Annotated in this window: 4 protein-coding genes; all 4 read right to left on the bottom strand. The window is 45.3% G+C overall.

The features are described from left to right. Window positions 1-6: 6 nt before the first annotated feature. Window positions 7-6,933 (bottom strand): non-ribosomal peptide synthetase, encoded by a 6,927-nt coding sequence (locus tag NH399_RS08550; RefSeq protein ID WP_253038874.1) that lies wholly within the window; start codon window positions 6,931-6,933, stop codon window positions 7-9. A gap of 14 nt (window positions 6,934-6,947) precedes the next feature. After that, complete coding sequence (locus NH399_RS08545; protein WP_253038866.1) at window positions 6,948-11,756, bottom strand: SDR family NAD(P)-dependent oxidoreductase; 4,809 nt, start codon at window positions 11,754-11,756, stop codon at window positions 6,948-6,950. 72 nt (window positions 11,757-11,828) lie between these two features. Further along, on the bottom strand, window positions 11,829-16,694 hold the full coding sequence (locus NH399_RS08540) for a type I polyketide synthase (protein ID WP_253038860.1): 4,866 nt from the start codon (window positions 16,692-16,694) through the stop codon (window positions 11,829-11,831). A gap of 36 nt (window positions 16,695-16,730) precedes the next feature. Continuing rightward, window positions 16,731-18,014, bottom strand: a complete 1,284-nt coding sequence (fabD, locus tag NH399_RS08535) for an ACP S-malonyltransferase (protein ID WP_253038849.1) — start codon at window positions 18,012-18,014, stop codon at window positions 16,731-16,733.

Genomic DNA, 18,014 nt, shown 5'->3' with positions numbered 1-18,014 from the left:
TCCCTACTAGACCTTCATCTTATTTTTCTTAGCTGGCTTTTTGGCTTTCGACTTGTCGCTGTCTTTGGCCGATAACTTGCCCTGTATTTTTTGTAGTCGCGCGAGTGACAATGACTCAACACCAAAGTCACTGGGCGTCGCTTCACCGCCCTGCTCTGCGCTGACTTGCCCTTGATTGATAACTTGATTGAGTGCTTGCTCAAACGCTTGCGTAAAGGCTTCGGTCTGCTCTTGTGTTAACAATGACTCAAAGCTGACTGTCAATAACTTTTCATCGAGCACACAATCAATGAACAGCCCCACTTTATCTCTAGGTTCAAAACCAGAAGCGTGAGAGTTTTCATCAGACAGTGTTATTAAGTCCTCAAGAGACTCCTCGTTGTTGGTCTTTCGATAGTTCATACAAACCAAAGGCTGATTTTCTGATAAAAACGATGCAGACTGTTCTGATGACTCAAAGCCGACGCCTTGTTTTGGGACACCGCGTATCATTTCTTTGCTTTGAATAATGGTGTCACCGATGGTTTGGCGAGCATGGAGAACGACTGGATAGTGACGGACAAAAGAACCCAAAGTACGGGAGAAGTTTAAGGATTCAAACCTAGTGGGTCGCTCTTGCTCCCCTAAGACTATCGTGTTCAGCTTGTTACCAAAGCTTTGGTGTAAAGACAAAGCCAAAGCGCTTAATAGCAACTCTTTGGCATCGGTGCGATATCCTTCATTCGCATCGCTCAAAGACTTAGCAGAAAAAGCTTTTTCTACAGAGCGACGCTCGCGGTGGTCAGCCAGTTGAATTTCAGGACGAGGTTGACTTCTGACTTGCTCCCAGTAACTTTCCTGACTTTGGCTAGAAGATTGACTGGAAGAATCGCTAAGCGCTTCGCTCCATTGGCGATAACTACTGGTTTTGGCGTCAAGAGGCTCGCCCTTCAATAAGGCTTGCAAATCTTTTGCAATAAGCTGTGATGACGTTTCGTCAGCAATCAGATGGGGCAAAATAAAACACAATTGTTTTTTGCCTTTCTGATAACCGGATAGAACACCCAGTCGCCAAATAGGTGCCTGGTTGAGTTCAATATCACTTTTCCAGAGTTGCAAAGATTCCTGGAGCTCATTGCGATTAGTTTTGTCAGTGAACTGGGATATATCCAGCGACTTGATCGAAGGCAAATGCTCGAGGTCATCACTATAAACTTGCTGATTATTCTCCAGGTCAAAGTAGCAACGCAGCATATCATGCTGAAGAGCTAATGCTTTGAGAGCCCTGCTCAAGGTACCTTCGTCAAGCTCTTCACCCACCGACATCATAATCGTATGGCAATCGATAGTTTCTTTAGATGCTTGAACCATTGCTTGTTGGCTGGCTGTGAGCGCAAAAGCGCCCGTCAGGACACCTTGCTCAGCTTCGTAATCGACTTGCGACTTATTGTGACTCAACCAGCTAGCTAATTGCGCTACCGTGGGAGCTGCGAAGATGTCTTTAACTTGCAGGCTATATCCCGCCTGACGCAAACGAGAAACCAATTGGATTCCAATGATGGAATCTCCACCAATACTGAAAAAGTTATCTTCGATACCGACGCGCTCTCGTTTAAGAAGTCGCTGCCATACCTCACACAACTCAGTTTCTAGTGGGTTACTCGGTCCTACATATTCTTCTTCACTGGTTAATTCTGGCAGGGGTAAACGACGGTGATCGACTTTGTTATTAATGGTCAACGGAAAGCTATCCAACATGACAAAACAATCTGGGATCATGTAGTTTGGTAACGTCTTAGCAAGTTGCTTTCTTATCTCTTTTACATCAAAGTCAGCATCAGCTTGAGGCACCACATAGGCTGCTAAGTATTTTTTGTTATCTTGTTTGAAGTCAACAACAACGGCCTGAGACAACTGAGGCAGCGTGACCAACACATTTTCTATCTCACCCAGTTCAATACGGAAGCCGCGGATTTTAACCTGTTTATCGATACGACCGACATAGAGAATGTTGTTATCGTTCAGCCTGCGCACCAAGTCGCCACTGCGGTAGAGTTTTTCTCCTGCGCAGAAAGGATTATCAACAAAACGTTCTGCCGTTAACTCATCGCGATTAAGATAGCCCAACGCCAAACCATCGCCACCAATATACAACTCACCCGTGCAACCGAATGGAACCGGGTTACGCTCTTCATCAAGAATATAAGCAGAGGTTTGATTGAGCGGGAGACCGATGGGCACATTTTGCATATCTGTGCGCAAACTCTTAATCACTTGGGTGGTGGCAAATACGGTGGTTTCCGTTGGACCATAACAATGAATAAGCCGCCCTTCACCTAATCGCTGGAATGCTCGGCTAACATGCTCAAAGGACACCATCTCGCCGCCGAACATCAGATTCTTGATACTCTCAAGCTGCTCCAATTGCTGATCAACCAGCAGATTAAATAAAGCCGTGGTGACAAACATGGATGTAACCTGATGCTGAGTCACTAACTCTGCGATCTTGGCGGTATCAAGGACATTATCTTTATCGGCAAGGATCAAACGACCACCGTTGAGCAAAGCTCCGTAGAGATCGGGCACACATCCATCAAATGCATAGTTAGAAAGCATCAAACAAACATCACTGCTGTCTAGATGCAGATAATTGGTGTTTTTAACAACACGAATAATACTTTTATGGCGGATTAATGTACCTTTAGGTTTTCCCGTCGTTCCAGAGGTGTACATAATGTAAGCCACCTCTTCGCTTGTTACTTTCTGTTCTGTGTCTGTCGTGGGATAATCTTTCAGATCAATTTGATCCAGCGAAATGACTCTTTGGCTTAGCGGAGTGATTCTTTGACTTAGAGAGTCAGGCAACTCCAGGTTGGCATGAGTTAATAAACTCTGCGCTTGGCAGTCTTCCAGAATCCCTTGAGTGCGTTCAATAGGATTAGCCACATCCAATGGTACATAGGCCGCACCCGTTTTTAGCACCGCAAAGATAGCCACCAGCATATCAAGACTGGGAGCAAACCATAATGCAACAGGGTCACCTGGTTGCACTCCTTGTGCTATCAAGTAGTGAGCCAGCTGGTTTGAGCGCTGATGTAATTCTTTATAGCTTAAAGATTCTTCACCATGAATGACGGCAATGGCATCTTTTTGATATTCCACCTGAGAAGCAAACAATTCACCAAGGCTAAAACTAAACGCTGGATTGGAGCTTTTTATATCTTGCGTTAACAGACGTTCGCGATCGTTTTCATTGTAGAAATCAATGTCGGTAATTTTTTGTTCTGGAGCCGTCACTATGCAATCGAGTAATTGCTTAAAGTGCTCAGCCATTTGTTTGATACGTTCTATGCCAAATAAGGCCGTTGCATACTCCCAGTTAATTTCCAGGGTATTTGCGTTTTCTCGACAAAAAACCGTCAGGTCAAATTTAGCAATACCCGCTTCAAAAGGTACATCCTGTAACGCACCATCGGTCGACAGTCCCATGTCTTGATTCTGTAACACCAGACAAATATCAAACAATGGATTTCTATCAGGAATATGCGTTTGGCCTAAAGCTTCGATAAGATCTTCGTAGGCATAATCCTGATGATCGAAATCTTCCAGCGTGCGAGATTTTACGTGAGCCAATAGCTCGACAAAACTTTCGTTGTTATCAACACGGTCTCTTAGCGCCAAGGTATTAACAAACATACCGATGAGCCCGTGTGTTTGATGGTGGTTCCGACCGCTAACAGGTGTTCCTATGGTTAAATCATTGCCAGCACCGTACTTTGCTAACAAAACTCGAAAAGCTGACATCAATAACACAAATAGCGAACAACCTTGAGCCACTGCCAATCGCTGCAATGATTGTAATTGTTCAGAACCGATCTGCGTGTGCAAAGTCGCACCACGGAAGTCACGACTGACTGGCCGAGGATAATCGGTATCCAGTTGCGCAACCGGAAGATTATCTTCAAAGCGCTTAAGCCAGTGCTTGGCTTGACGTTGATACTTTTCGGTTGTTACCTGAGCAATATCTGACGCAGCGAAATCTTTATAACTGATGCTTAATGGCGGCAAGGAGTGCCCTTTTTTAAGCGCCATATACTCTTGAATGAAGATACCCACCGATGCACCGTCAGTAATAATATGATGCATGTCGATCAACATAAAGTAGCGTTGTTCTATCTTTGCGAACACCACTCTCAATAGAGGAGCCACGGTGAGATCGAATGGTCGAACATATTCATCCACTAACTCTTGAAGAATGGACTCAATGCTTCCCTTACGCTCTGATGCATCCAGATAATAGGGTTCAAATTTTGGTTGCTCTGATACTTTTTGAACAGGAACTCCTTCTACCATTTCAAAGCGAGTTCTCAAACTCTCGTGTCGCTCAACTAAATGCTGCAAGACCTCTTGTTCCTCTTCCATAACAGGCGCCTGAGCTAATTCGATCATCGCCGTTGCGTTATAGGTGGTTGCATCAGGATCAAGCTCGGATTGCATATACATACGGCGCTGAGCCCGAGACAAAGGATAGTACTCAGCTTTAGCAACCGCAGAAATTTTTGAAATGGATGTCGGTGACGCTTCTACCGAAGAATTAGTATTCCCCCCTTCTTCGCCCTCTTCGCTTTCTAATCGAGTAATAGCCGTAGCCAGTTCTCGATGTTGAACTAAAGATTCGATAAAGCATTCAAGATTGTCTGTAGCAAGAATGTCAGAGAGCTCAGCCTTTAAACCTAACATTTCATTAAGAATATAAACAATACGCGTCCCGGATATGGAATCGCCGCCCAGAGCATAGTAGTTGTCGGTTAACTTTATTGTTTCATAGCCCAAGGTGTCACACACCACATAAGCAACCACCTGGGCGCCAATTGCTAGCTCGCCTTGCCAGGGATGACTATTCTCTTTTATCGAATCAGCAACACGTGCGACTCGATACATATCTCTTGGATCAGCGTTATCCGCTTCTTCAGTAAGATCTCTTAACGTCAGTTTGTTAGCAGTACGTTTTGCTCTGTTTTTGTCTTCGAACCAGAATCGCTGTTTAACAAAAGGCTGAGCTGGCAAGTGCAAGCGTCGATAGTCCCCACCTTCAAACAAGGCCGACCATTTTATTTGAGCGCCAGCAACATAGAGCTTTGCCAACTGTGCAAAAACATCTTCTGATGGCCACTGTGAGGCTTTTAACAATTCACTCGCCTGTCGGCCCAATTCGCTCTGTTTCGTTGATGACTTTTCTGCTGAAGGAAGATAAACACCGACAGGTGCTTTTGAACTGACTCGACTGCGCAACGAAATAATCACATTTTGAAGACGGTCTACCAACTCGGAAACAGAGCGCGCCAGTATCATGACTCTTTCTGAGTGATGGGCACGTCCCATTGCAGCCGTATAACAAACATCCTCAAGTTGAGTATCTGGCTCTCGAGTTAGGAAGTCGAGGTAACGTTGTAATGTTTCAACCAACAGATCAGAATTACGAGCCGAAACGGGAATGGCAAATAGTTCGTCTTTATGTTCAAGTGATTCGGCTTTGTCGTTATTGGTGTATTCTTGCAAGACCAAATGGCAGTTAGTGCCACTTAAACCAAAAGAACTGACTCCAGCAATACGCGGAGCGGGAACATCCCAGGGGCGCAAGGTATCATTATAAAATACTGGGCTGTTACAAAAATCAATAAACTGATTGGGCGTATCAAAATTAACGCTTGGTGCCAGTTGTTGATGCTTAAAGCTCATTAATACCTTAATTAACGATGCCAGCCCCGACACTCCGACGGTATGCCCTATATTGGTTTTCACAGAACCGAGACCACAAAATTGTTTTTTATCGGTGCTTTTTGCAAAGGCGCCGCTTAATCCCTTCAACTCGATAGGATCACCAAGATGAGTCCCTGTTCCGTGCGCTTCAACATAAGAGATGTGTTCTGGGTTGATACCCGCTCGCTGCCACGACTTAAGTAACACTTCCTGTTGTGCTCGTGAACTGGGCGCTGTAATACCATTCGATGCACCGTCGCTATTAACCGCCATACCTTTAATCAATCCATAAATGGTGTCACCATCTTGTTTGGCCTTTGGCAAAGGTTTAATCATGATAGAAGCAACACCCTCACCCCAAACCGTTCCACTGGCTCGCTGATCAAAGGCACAAACTTGTGAATCCTGATTTTCGACTTCACCCACCACATTTTTTATGGGCAGGAACATCAAGTTAATAGCCCCCACCAATGCGCTATCGCAATCTTTGTTGGATAAGGCTTTAATCGCCGCGTCGAGCGCAACCAGACCAGAAGAACAAGAGGTATCAACCACTTGTGCTGGGCCACGTAAGTTTAACGAATACGATAATCGCCCGGCTAACAAGGCCGACCAGGAGCCTGTCATTGAATTAAAGTCTCGCTGAGACATATCAATGAAATCGAGATAGTTATTAACCATTCTGTGCGCATGATCGTTACCGACAAACACACCGACCTGCTTACCGTAAAGCTCACTGTGTTGATAACCTGCATCTTCAATAGACTCAACCAGTACCTCAAGCATCATCCTGTGGTAAGGATCCATGTGTTGAGCGACCTGCGGTGCGATACCAAAAAACTCGGCGTCAAACTCGTCGACTTTCTCTAAAAAGCCACCACGAAATAATGGTAGCTCTTCGTCGGTAACGGCAGTTAATTCCTGATGCCTTGCTTCAGGAAATTCGCGAATACTGTTGCGCTTTTCGCACAAGTTCTGCCAGAAGGTTTCTTTGTTATCCGCTTCAGGAAAACGGCAGGCGATACCGACGATAGCGATGGCCTCATCGGTTTTGTCTGCTTCTTTGTCATCCAGTAGTTTAAGAAAATTTACGGCTTCGTTCTTAGGCAACTGTTTTTCTTTTACCTGCTGCAACAGGTAGCGAAGAAGCTCTTTTCGAGCTTCCTCTCGGTTGAAGGCACCTTGCTGAGTCATTGCTGATATCCCTGTTATAGCTCGTCCAGTATTGAATCAATAGATTGATCTTCGTCGGTCAATCTATCCATAAGGTCCTGCCAATCTCCGTCGGTTCTTGTGGAATCCTCTTCGGTTGCTTGACTGGTGGAGACACCGCGTTTTTCATCCACGTACTCTGCCATCACATCAACGGAGGGATAAGAGAATATATCGGAGATATCAACAATACCCGCATACTGAGTTTCAATGACTTTGAGCAGGTGGGTAGCAATGATCGAGTTGCCGCCCATATCCTGAAAGTTAGTAAAAATGTCAATTTCGGAAATGCCCAGAACGTTGGCATAAATCGTCGCCAAAGTGACTTCCGTCTCGCTTAGTTCGTCTTCGCTTTTTCCCAGGATTTGCAAATCTTCAATAAGCTCATCACTTTGTTCATTCGATCCCACCATGCTGTTGCTTTGGAACTTCAACTCTAATTCCGGCGCCAATTCGAACACCAGCTGCTCCCGTACATGGGTAAACACAGCTGGATTAATATCTGCTGGTAATATTCTCGTGGTTCCATTAGCCAGAATTTGGCTGAACTTACCAAATGCTTCCTGAGTGGTTAACGAAGTGAAAGGCGTCATATCGGTATCCAGCTCAAAATCAACAGACATCCCCACTTCACTCCAACTCGGCCAATTAATGGAGTTCACAGAAATATTTTTATTGATAGCGGCGGGTACTAAGGCATCCATAAAGGCATTGGCGGCGGCGTAGTCACTTTGGCCTTCCCCACCCACAAGCGCAGTAATCGATGAATATAGGGTAATGAAGTCCACTGACTCATCTTTTAACGCCGACAGTAGATTCACTGTTCCTTCCAGTTTTGGCTTGAGTACCGAATCAAAAGTCTCAAATGATTTACGCAAGATGAAACCGTCGCCAGCAATTCCAGCGGCATGAAAGACACCATTGATACGACCAAAACGCTCTTTCAATGATTGAATCAGGCTGACAACCTGCTCACTGTCTGTCACATCAATGGATATATAGCTGATGGACTTTAATTGCTCTTGCAATGTTAACAAGCTTGCACAGATGGCCGCTTGTTTTGGGTTATCGGTGTTTGCAGCAATCTCTTGCCAGCGATCAGGTTTAGGTAACTCTGAACGACCGAGCAGTACCAGATTCGCATTACTTTGTTCTGCAATATGTCCAGCAGCGGCAAGACCCAGTCCACCCAGTCCACCAGTGACGATATACACCCCTTCGTCGTGATATTGAACAGGTTCTTTTTCTGCCAATGTTTTTGGGCCAAGTTCTTGCTGGAAGCAGCTTTGTTGACGCAAAGCTATGAGTTTGCCAGTGGGTATACCGAAAATGCAGGCCGCAATATCTGCGGGATCAGAATCGATAGACGTATCTAATACACGACAATCGATGCCTGAAGTTTCCATTGCGAAGGTCAGTGCAAAAATAGCATTGGAAGCTGCAAGAGGATTAACTAAAGTGTTTTCTTTATTATTAAGAGTATCCTCATCGTTCACTGCATAGGCGGCACTACTAACTAAAGCCAGCCCCCAGGATAATTTCAGTTTCTCATCCAGTAAGGCTTTGCATAGATGGAATAAGGCATCAGTACTTAATTCTCGTCGTAGACCAAAAGTCTCGCTATCGAACAGGTACTCTTTTTTATCGCTGGACAACTCATAGTCCATGGCGAACACAATGCCAGAGATATCTTGTGCCACATCGCTGTTCACTAACTCGATACAACCATCTGCCGTTGCAGCAAAGTGGCCCGGTAAAACCGCATCTTTAGCAGACTGAAGAACCGCATGACGAACCTCCACACCTTGATTCTGCAAACTTTCAACAAGGCGGCCGATCTCATTATGCTGACTCGAAACCAATAGCAATGGGCCTTCAGGCTTGGTCGCATCCGATAAAGAAGCCGTCATGGGTATCCAACGAGTCGATAAGTAATCGTTTTGATGCAGATCATCCTGACTGAAATCAAAGCTATGAACTTTCTTAGTGATATAGCCTTCAGCCTGCGCAATGATGTCACCCTCGAGATCGGTGATGACTACATCGTAGCTGTGTGTTTCTTCGGCGCCTGTAATCGGCGTTTTTGCCGTCACCAAACTGTAGAAGGATTCTGGGAACGGGCGATATAGATGGAATGATTTGTACATAAAGGGCAAATAGGTTTCGCCCGTACTTTGGCTGGTCAAATTCATTGCGTTGTCCAGCATGGCAGGATGAATGGCAAACTCTACCAACTCTTCACGGAAGGCACTGGGTATTGCCAGCGTCGCTAAGGCTTCCGACTTTTTCATCCAGGCTTTCTGAATGGAATCCCAGTGGGGACCAAACTGAAATACGCCGGTATCGGTTTCGCTCAGGTATTCTTCAATAAATTCTTCTGCACCCTCTTGAACGCTCAAGAAGCGCGTGTCTTTGGTAGATACTGGATGGTTTTCGCGTATTTTGCCTTCTACATGTTGTTGCCAAGCTTGTGTCTCGTCCTCAGCGTTAATACTAACGATACTAAAGCGGTATTCATCATCGTGTTTAGACAAGTTGACGCGAACCTTGCGCACTTCGTTGGCCTCAACAACCATTGGTTGCAAGAAAAATAAATCGGCCAGCTCCATGTGGCTTAATCCAAGTGCATCTTTGGCAACAAACCTCGCCATCTCCAGGTAAGTAGTACCAGGAACAACGCCGGTTTCATTAATTCGATGATCAGCCAATACCCAATGAGTTTCGTTGCTAAAGTGAGACTCGTATACCCACTCGCTTTCGCTCTGAGATACACGCCTCTCAACCAATGGATGCAATGCCGAGTTATAGCCTTTCACTTCGCTGATTTTTGGGTCAGCCCAATGACGTACACGATCAAACGGATAAGTCGGTTGAGACAAGCGGTGACGTTCTTCGCCTTCAAAACAGGCATTCCAGTTCACTTCAGCACCACGACAATAGGCCTGTGCTAGCGCCACTAAATCGTTTTGTTTGTTACTTTGAATATATTGAGACAGTGCTTCATTGGCTTGCGCAGAAAAATCTCTCTTTTCGCGCTCGGTGATCTCTCCTTCCGCTCGCTGAGTTTTCTTTTCGCTAACAACAGTAAAGCCACCGTAGAAAATATGGTCACTCGTTTGTCCATCAATAACCGCTAAACTTTGCTTCAAAGCATCCCGAAGCTGTTGTTTAGTGCTAGCGACCACACAAATACGATGATTGTAATGTCCTCGTCCCGTCGCTGCGGTATAACAAAGATCCGCAAGATTCCAGTCGTCGCCATGGCAGAAGGTTTGATAACGAACAACATAGTCGCGTAATAGTTCTTGTTTTTTTGCCGAGATGATAAGGCAATATTGTGTCTTATCGGTCTCAGATTCTTGCGACTGAGGTGCTTCTTCAACCACCATGTGACAGTTGGTTTTATTAAAGCCGAAGGAGCTCACTGCCGCTCTTCTTAATTCACCATTTGATGGCCATGACTGACGTTTGTCAGACACATAGAGAGGACTCGCCGCAAAATTAATATAAGGGTTAGGCTGATTAAAGTTAATGGTCGGCGCCATCTCTTTATTTTGCAGTGACTTGATCACTTTAAATAATGAAGCAATGCCCGATGAAGCAACCAGATGCCCCATATTTGTTTTTAGTGAACCTATGGCACAGAACTGCTTACGTTGGGTGTAGCGTCGGAACGCATTGGTCAAGCCTTTAAATTCGATGGGATCACCCAGTACAGTACCCGTACCGTGGGCTTCAATATAAGATAAAGACTCAGGATCGATGTCGGCATCTTTCCACGCTTTTACGATCACTTCTTCTTGTGTTTCTGCATTGGGAGCCGTTAATGCGTTAGAAGCTCCATCGTTATTGATCGCACTGCCTTTAATCACGGCATGAATGTGGTCACCATCTTCTAGTGCTTTTTTGAGCGATTTAAGCATCACCATGGCAACCCCTTCGCCCCATACCGTACCATTGGCATCCGCGTCGAAAGTTCGAATCATGCTGTCTTCTGACTCGACCGAACTCATGCTCATGCCACCTTGTAGGTTCGGCTTCAATTCACCATGAACAATGTTAACTCCACCGGCTAAAGCGACACTGCATTCGCCACTCAGAATCGCCTTTGACGCCATGTGAACAGAAACCAAACTACCAGAACAGGCCGTGTCCACCAACATGCAAGGACCACGGAAATTAAACAGGTAAGAAATTCGACTGGCCATAATGCTTTCCCAGGCGCCCGTTAGCTGCATGGGATCTTTTTTGGCACTGTATCGATACTGTGAGACGTTGGTGCCTTCGCGTCCAAGATAAACGCCGGTGTCACTACCGTATAAAGTATCACCACCATAACCGGCATCTTCCATCGCCTCCCAGGCAACTTCCAGTGCAAGTCGCTGATTAGGATCCATGTAAGTGGCTTCGTTAGGTGGAATGCCAAAAAAGGCCGAGTCAAACTTATCGATCTCTTTCATATAGCCCGCAGGCGCATAGGCATCATCCAGATCTTTAGGATCTGCAACGATGCCTGTGACATATTCCATGTAATAAGGGTTGCGCAAAACATGTTCGGCGTCTTTCACTCGTCCTTGTGGGTACTCGTCAATACAGTTAATACCATCCCGTAACAACTGCCAGAATTCTTCAACATTATCGGCCTTGGGAAATCTTCCGGCCATGCCAATAACAGCAATGTCATTGTCGGCGACTTCCTGCTGATTTGTTTGAGCCAACTCAAGCAAAAATGCCTTTGCATCTTCTTGATTCAGTTTTTTCTCTGCAACTTGCTTGAGTATGTAATTTTTAATCGTATTCATCATTAAAACCCTTTAACGTCTCGAACACTTAACCCCAAAAAGGTTAACCGAGTTCTATCGGTAACTTGTATTGATTTAAATCAGCGCTTCAATATCTTCGACGGATATTTCTCCAGCCGCTAATTGTCTGAGTTGTTCTTCCAGTTGTTGCTCAATGTCAGCCTGGTTGTCTTGTTCTTTAGAAGAAGTTGTTTCTTCTTTAACGGCCGGTGCCAGTGCTTTTCTAAAAACGTCAGCCTGCTCTCTTAAACGTGTGTGAGTAAATAAGTCGGCCATATCAATAACGCCAGGGTGCAGTCGCTCAAATGTTTTGTATTTTTGCGTCGTTAAAATTGAGTTTCCGCCTAAATCATTAAACGAGTCGTCAATATGTAACTCAGACTTTCCTAACACTTCGGCCCAAACTTTCGCGACCATCCGATCAAACTCGTCTGGGTTAGTTAATCCCGTTAAATCTACCTGTTTCGAAGCTTTTGCCGTTTCTGACGATGTTTTCTGCACACCCATTTTTTGAGCATCTAATAAAGCGCGCACCTCATCACTGCACTGCAAATTCAGCGTCTCAAAGTCTTCGGCAACAGAAGTTCCATTCAGCTGAGCCAGTACAACCGCAGGCGGCATATGCTCACCAGCCGCTATCGCTCGGCATAAAGCTTGTAAGGCATCACTGGTATTAATTGGTAGGAAGGCGTCATCTTCGTTGACGGCGTTGTATTCTACGGCGATGCCTGTTTCTCGCCATGCGGGCCAAGCAACCGACAGCGCGGGTAATCCTTGTTGTCTTCGCATAGCAGCCAGGGCATCCAGATATCGATTCGCTGCGGTGTAGTCACTCTGCCCTGCTTCATGACAGACACTGGCAATCGACGAGTACATAACAAAGAAATCTAGAGAGTCTTCTAGGGTAAGTTCGTGCAACCACCAGGCACCTTGTATTTTTGGCGCCAGCACCTGTTGTAATTCATCAGCAGATTTATTAATCAGGAACCCGTCTCCGGCTCTACCCGCTGCGTGAATCACTCCATTGATTGACTGATGCTTGCCACGGAATGTTTGCAATAGTTGTTGCGTTTGCTTTTTGTCTTCTGCGTTAACAACCACACACTGAAGTTCGACACCAAGAGCTTTTATTATCAATAGCTTTTCTAGCTTGGTCGCTAGCTTTGCTGGTGTATCTTTAGCCTGGCTTAAACGCTGCCATTGTGCAGGTTCCGGTAGCGCTCGAGTTGTAGTTAACACCAGTGTGATTGAGATGTCTTGAGACTTAGCTTGCTGTGCCATCTCTTGAGCTAACTCGAGCCCTAAAGCACCACAACCGCCAGTGATCACATAGGTGCCAGAATCACGTAATGGTAAGCTGTCTTGTTGAAAGCGGTCTTGTTCATCTGACTGACTGGTGAGTTCGAAGCCTTCGACTTGCGTTAAAGTTTCGTGTAAGAATTTCCCTTGTCGAACCGTCTTTAGTACACCTTGTGTTGTCATAGCTGGCGCATGTAATTGTTGCCAGATGCGTTCTTTTTCGCTGATATTAATATCCAGACAGAACATGGGTAACTGTGGATTCTCCAGCGAAGCCACTCGCACAAATGAAGCGATGGCAGCTTGACCAGGATTCAAATCTTCCTTAACTCCACCTCCAGTACCATCCCCAATGTTCTGCTGAGTAAGAACGACAAGATTGCCAGAGCAATTTATTTTCTGCTGCACCAGATGATTGATCGTATTCTTAAAGTGATGCAGATCATCATTACCCTGATTTAAGCTCTGACTTTGCCAGCTGGCGGCATAAACAATGGCGCTTAACTCAAGCGACGACTCATGCAATTGACTTAATGCGTTTTCGTAGTCATCTCGATCTTGACGTAGTTCTATGGGTTCAACACCCTTCTGGCGCAAAAACTCAACCAAAGCAACTTGCTCTTCTGTCCCTTTATGAATGACAAGCATGGCACCAGACGTGGAGCTCGCACGAACAAGATTAGCTAACTCTTCTTGCGCTTCGCCTGTTGTCAATTGCACTTGAAATGCATGGACTGGATTCGCAGGACGATTAAGCGCTTCGAACTGGGTCGCTTTCTTAATACCGTATTGCTCTACCGTTGCACAAACATGACCGTCGCTATCGAGCAATTGTACTTTAAATGTCACGACTTCTCCTTGAGCTTCACTGGTTCGTGTTAGATAAACAAAAAAGTGTCCTGGCAGCGAGCGGTAAACCTTCAATCCTCGATAGAAAAAAGGCAAATAAAGATCACCGTCGGAACCGATATGATTGGCTGCATTAATTGCCGTATCCAACAGCGCAGGATGGTAGTAATAATCTGTAAGTTCACTTACATAATGATCCGCCAAAGAGAGTTCGACCAGATATTCTGTTTGAGCGGCATTCGTCCAACTTTGGCGAAGACTCTGATACCAACGGTCACCAATCTCTAAACCTCTGTCGAGATCATCCTGGCTACTTAGCTCTACCGATTGAGGAACAGAAGCTAATAACTCCTGCATATCAATGGATGGCGCATTTTGAGTAGGTGAAACAGAATGACTCAGTCGGGCTAATGCATGCTCCTGCCAATCACCTTGCTCGTTTTGGCTACTAATGCGTATATCAAAGTAATCCGCTTCCTGCTTTAGTTGTAGATGCAACTCTTTGTATTCTTGTTCGCCAACAATAAAGGGATTCAGAAATTGGACGCTTTCAAAATCAGAGCAGAAAAAAGAATCGAGTTGAGAAGTATCACCTGTCTGCTTTTGAAGAGCAGCCGATACCGCTAACATCATTTCGACGTAACAAGTTCCCGGCAGAACATAAACGCCCTGAACTTTGTGGTCTGCAAGCTCCCAGTGGCTTTCGGCACTGAGCGTTGTGCGATAAATGCTTAGCTCCTGGGTTTCTAACACTTGAGTTAATAAAGGATGATTCAATAACTCTCCACCACCGCGACTTGCGGATAAGACTTCTCCAGCGGTGGTCGTATCAATCCAGCAACGGTGTTTAGCAAAGGGATAAAGAGGCAATGAAATGCGTTGCGCTTTTCCTTGGAACCCCTTGCCTTCAAACACTTGCGCCCAATTAAGCTCGGCACCTTGGCGATAATAGTCTGCAAGTTCGAGTAGCTTCTCTTTATATTGCTGTGGATTTTCCGCACTCTCACTCAAAGTTTCTAATACTTGATGAGTTTTATTATTTAGATCTTGGTCTTGAGCATCATTAATAATTTGTTCTGGTGAGTCACCTTCGTTATTAAGGTAAGTGCTCAACTGCTCACTAAGCTGTTCAAGGCTAGAAAATACAAAGGCTAAACGGTGTCGGTGATGAAGTCTGCCCATCGCCGCAGTGAAGCACAAATCATTAGCTTCAAGATGAGGATTTTTTGGCAAGAAGCTTAAGTAACTTTCTACTAATGCTTTTAATGCCGATGACGTTTTGGCCGACAAAGGTAAAAGGTATTTCCTCTGATTATCCTTAGGTCGATTGTCAGTCTTCTTACTATTAGTTGGTTGCCTACCAACTGATTGCAAGACAACATGGCAATTCGTGCCGCTCAAACCGTAAGAACTAACACCAGCAATGGCTTCGCCGGACTGACTGTGATCAGTCGACCACTGCTCATTCGCCCACTCACTTAAACGGTCATTAATAAAAACGGGCGATTGTTCAAACGCAATCTGTCGATTCGGTTGGTTAAAATTAAGACTGGCTGGCAGTTTGCCATGTTTCATAGACAATACAACTTTTGCCAGACCCGCGAGACCCGCAGCGTTGTCTAGATGACCGATATTACTTTTTACGCTACCAACCGCACAAAATTGTTTACGCGACGTTGCTTGTTTGAATGCTTGCTGAATACCACTAATTTCTACCGGATCGCCCAGTCGCGTCCCTGTTCCATGAGCTTCGATATAAGAAACATCGCGTGCGGTGACACCAGCGTCGCGCCATGCTCTTTGAATGAGTTTGGCCTGAGCTTGACTATTGGGTGCTGTCAGCCCCACCGATTGACCATCCTGATTAATCGCACTGCCGCGCACGACCGCATGAACCTGATCGCCATCATCCAACGCTTTCGAGAGCGGCTTTAATGCAAACATCAGTACGCCCTCGCCAATAGACATGCCATCACTTCTTTCATCAAAGGCTTTGGTATGACTGTCAGTGGCAAAATTGTCTTTAATGTCTTTTACGCCGACTCCCGTTGTCGGCTCAAGTAATAACGGAACAAGATTGATATTAACGGTTCCAACCAATGCCATGTCGCATTCGCCACTGCGTAATGATTGGCAAGCCAGATGCAGTGCAACCAAACTGGATGAGCAAGCGGTATCAACCAACATGGTGGGCCCTTGCAAGTCGAACAGATAAGCTAAACGACAAGCGATAACCGAGTTGATATTTCCCACCACCGAAATTTCTGATGCATCAGGAGCCAAGGTATCCGTCAGGCGTCGGTAGCTTTCGCCAAAGTCATTGCTAATACCCGCGAAAACTCCGGTATTGCTGCCTTTAATTTCGTCACAACCATAACCAGCATCTTCTAAGGCATGCCATGCGCTCTCTAAAAATAGACGCTGTTCTGGTGCCATCATATCGGCTTCGTGTTTCGATAAGCCAAAGAACTCATAGTCAAAGTGGTCAATGTCAGACAAAAAGGCGGCGCGTAAATAATCATCTTGAGAAACTTTGTTAAGCACTCCAGACAAACGCAAAAACTCCTCAACATCTTTTCGCCGCGCATCGGGTAACTCGCTCATTCCAGAACGACCTTCTGCCAATAAGCGCCAAAAGTCTTCGAGGTCAGTTGTGCCACCCACCTTTCCTGCCATTCCAATAATGGCAATATCAGACTCACGCTTATCCTGTTTAACAGGCTTAACCAGATCGCCGTCATTGTTGTCGGCAGTGCCAAGAATGTTATCAAGCGCTAAGTTTTTTATATCCATGTTCTTGTTCCGTCGTATTTATGGCTAACAACACTCTCAACCCAGATAATCTTCTAGTACCTGCGCCTGTCCTGTTACCGTTGCAATCTCACGGAATCGTTGCTCAAGTTCTGTTTTTTCTGCGCCTTTACTTGTCATAATCTGTTCAAGTAGCTGCAAGCCCAGCTTCATCTCACTCGCATCGGCCAGTCTTTCTTCACTGGTGCAAAGCTCATGCATTTCTTTTAGTTTATGATAAGGCTCAATGACGTTCTCTTGATAACTGCTGTTATCAAAGTTGTTATTGCGAGTACTGACGGCAACAGCCATACACTTACCTAAGAAAGCAGGCTGGTATTGAATGGTGCGAACATCAATTTCGAGTTGCTTATCCAGTGGCTCCTTGTCTTCATCATGATCCAGAGAATAAGATAAAGCGTCGTTAAAGAGGACTGAGGTGAGCTTTTTGATGACAACGCCAGGGCCTGTTTCGACAAATAAATCGATTTTATCACTGGCCAACTTAATCTCTTCAAACTCTCCTGCTACTAACTTCTCCATGCTTTCTTGCCATAACACCGACTGGCTGATCTGCTGAGTTAATAAAGTGGGAATACTTTCAACATCAGCGTAAGGCTTAGCATTTACATTGGCGATCACAGGGATCTTAGGTGAACTAAAACCGATATTTTTTAACAAGTTGGCAAACTCACTTGCAGCAGGCTTCATTAAAGGACTATGGAAAGCGCCACTGACACGTAATGGGATGTAAGATGCGCCTTTTTCTTTTAACGCAACTTTTGCTTGTTCCAAGGCATCAGTACGTCCAGAAATCACCAACTGCGCAGCTGAGTTATAATTGGCGATGACAAAATCTTCGCCATAGCCGGGTACAGTTTGGCAAACGTCTTCAACCAACGTTCGGTCAAGTTTAACTACAGCCGCCATGCCTGTTTCGCCAGGTTGGCTGCAAGCGGCCATGGCTTGGCCTCGAGCACGCGCAAGCTTTAAACCATCTTCAAAACTAATGGCCTCGGCGCTGATCAGTGCCGTGATTTCTCCGATGCTGTGTCCGGCCATAACAACGGGTTGTAATCCGGTTTCTTGTTGAAAAACCCGGTAAGCTGCAGCACCACACAAAACCAACGCTGGCTGAGTATTTTCGGTACTATTTAATTGGTCAGCAGGCGCTTCGAAACATAAATGCTCCATGTCCATATCAAGCACATCCGATGCGACTTTAAACATGTCTTTAACGAACTCGTAACGAGAAAACAATTGTTTTCCCATCCCTGAATATTGGGCACCCTGGCCCGGAAATAACATTGCTATATTTTTCAT

The sequence above is a fragment of the Pleionea sp. CnH1-48 genome, from assembly GCF_024124665.1.
Classification (GTDB): domain Bacteria; phylum Pseudomonadota; class Gammaproteobacteria; order Enterobacterales; family Kangiellaceae; genus JAMXSB01.
Note: the sequence above shows the minus strand (reverse complement) of the source record. Positions and strands in the feature narration are given on the sequence as shown.

Excerpts from the sequence above, each read along its gene's own strand:
- NH399_RS08550 (WP_253038874.1), bottom strand. The coding sequence starts at position 6,933 with ATGACTCAGCAAGGTGCCTTCAACCGAGAGGAAGCTCGAAAAGAGCTT.
- fabD (WP_253038849.1), bottom strand. The coding sequence starts at position 18,014 with ATGAAAAATATAGCAATGTTATTTCCGGGCCAGGGTGCCCAATATTCA.
- NH399_RS08540 (WP_253038860.1), bottom strand. The coding sequence starts at position 16,694 with ATGGATATAAAAAACTTAGCGCTTGATAACATTCTTGGCACTGCCGAC.
- NH399_RS08545 (WP_253038866.1), bottom strand. The coding sequence starts at position 11,756 with ATGATGAATACGATTAAAAATTACATACTCAAGCAAGTTGCAGAGAAA.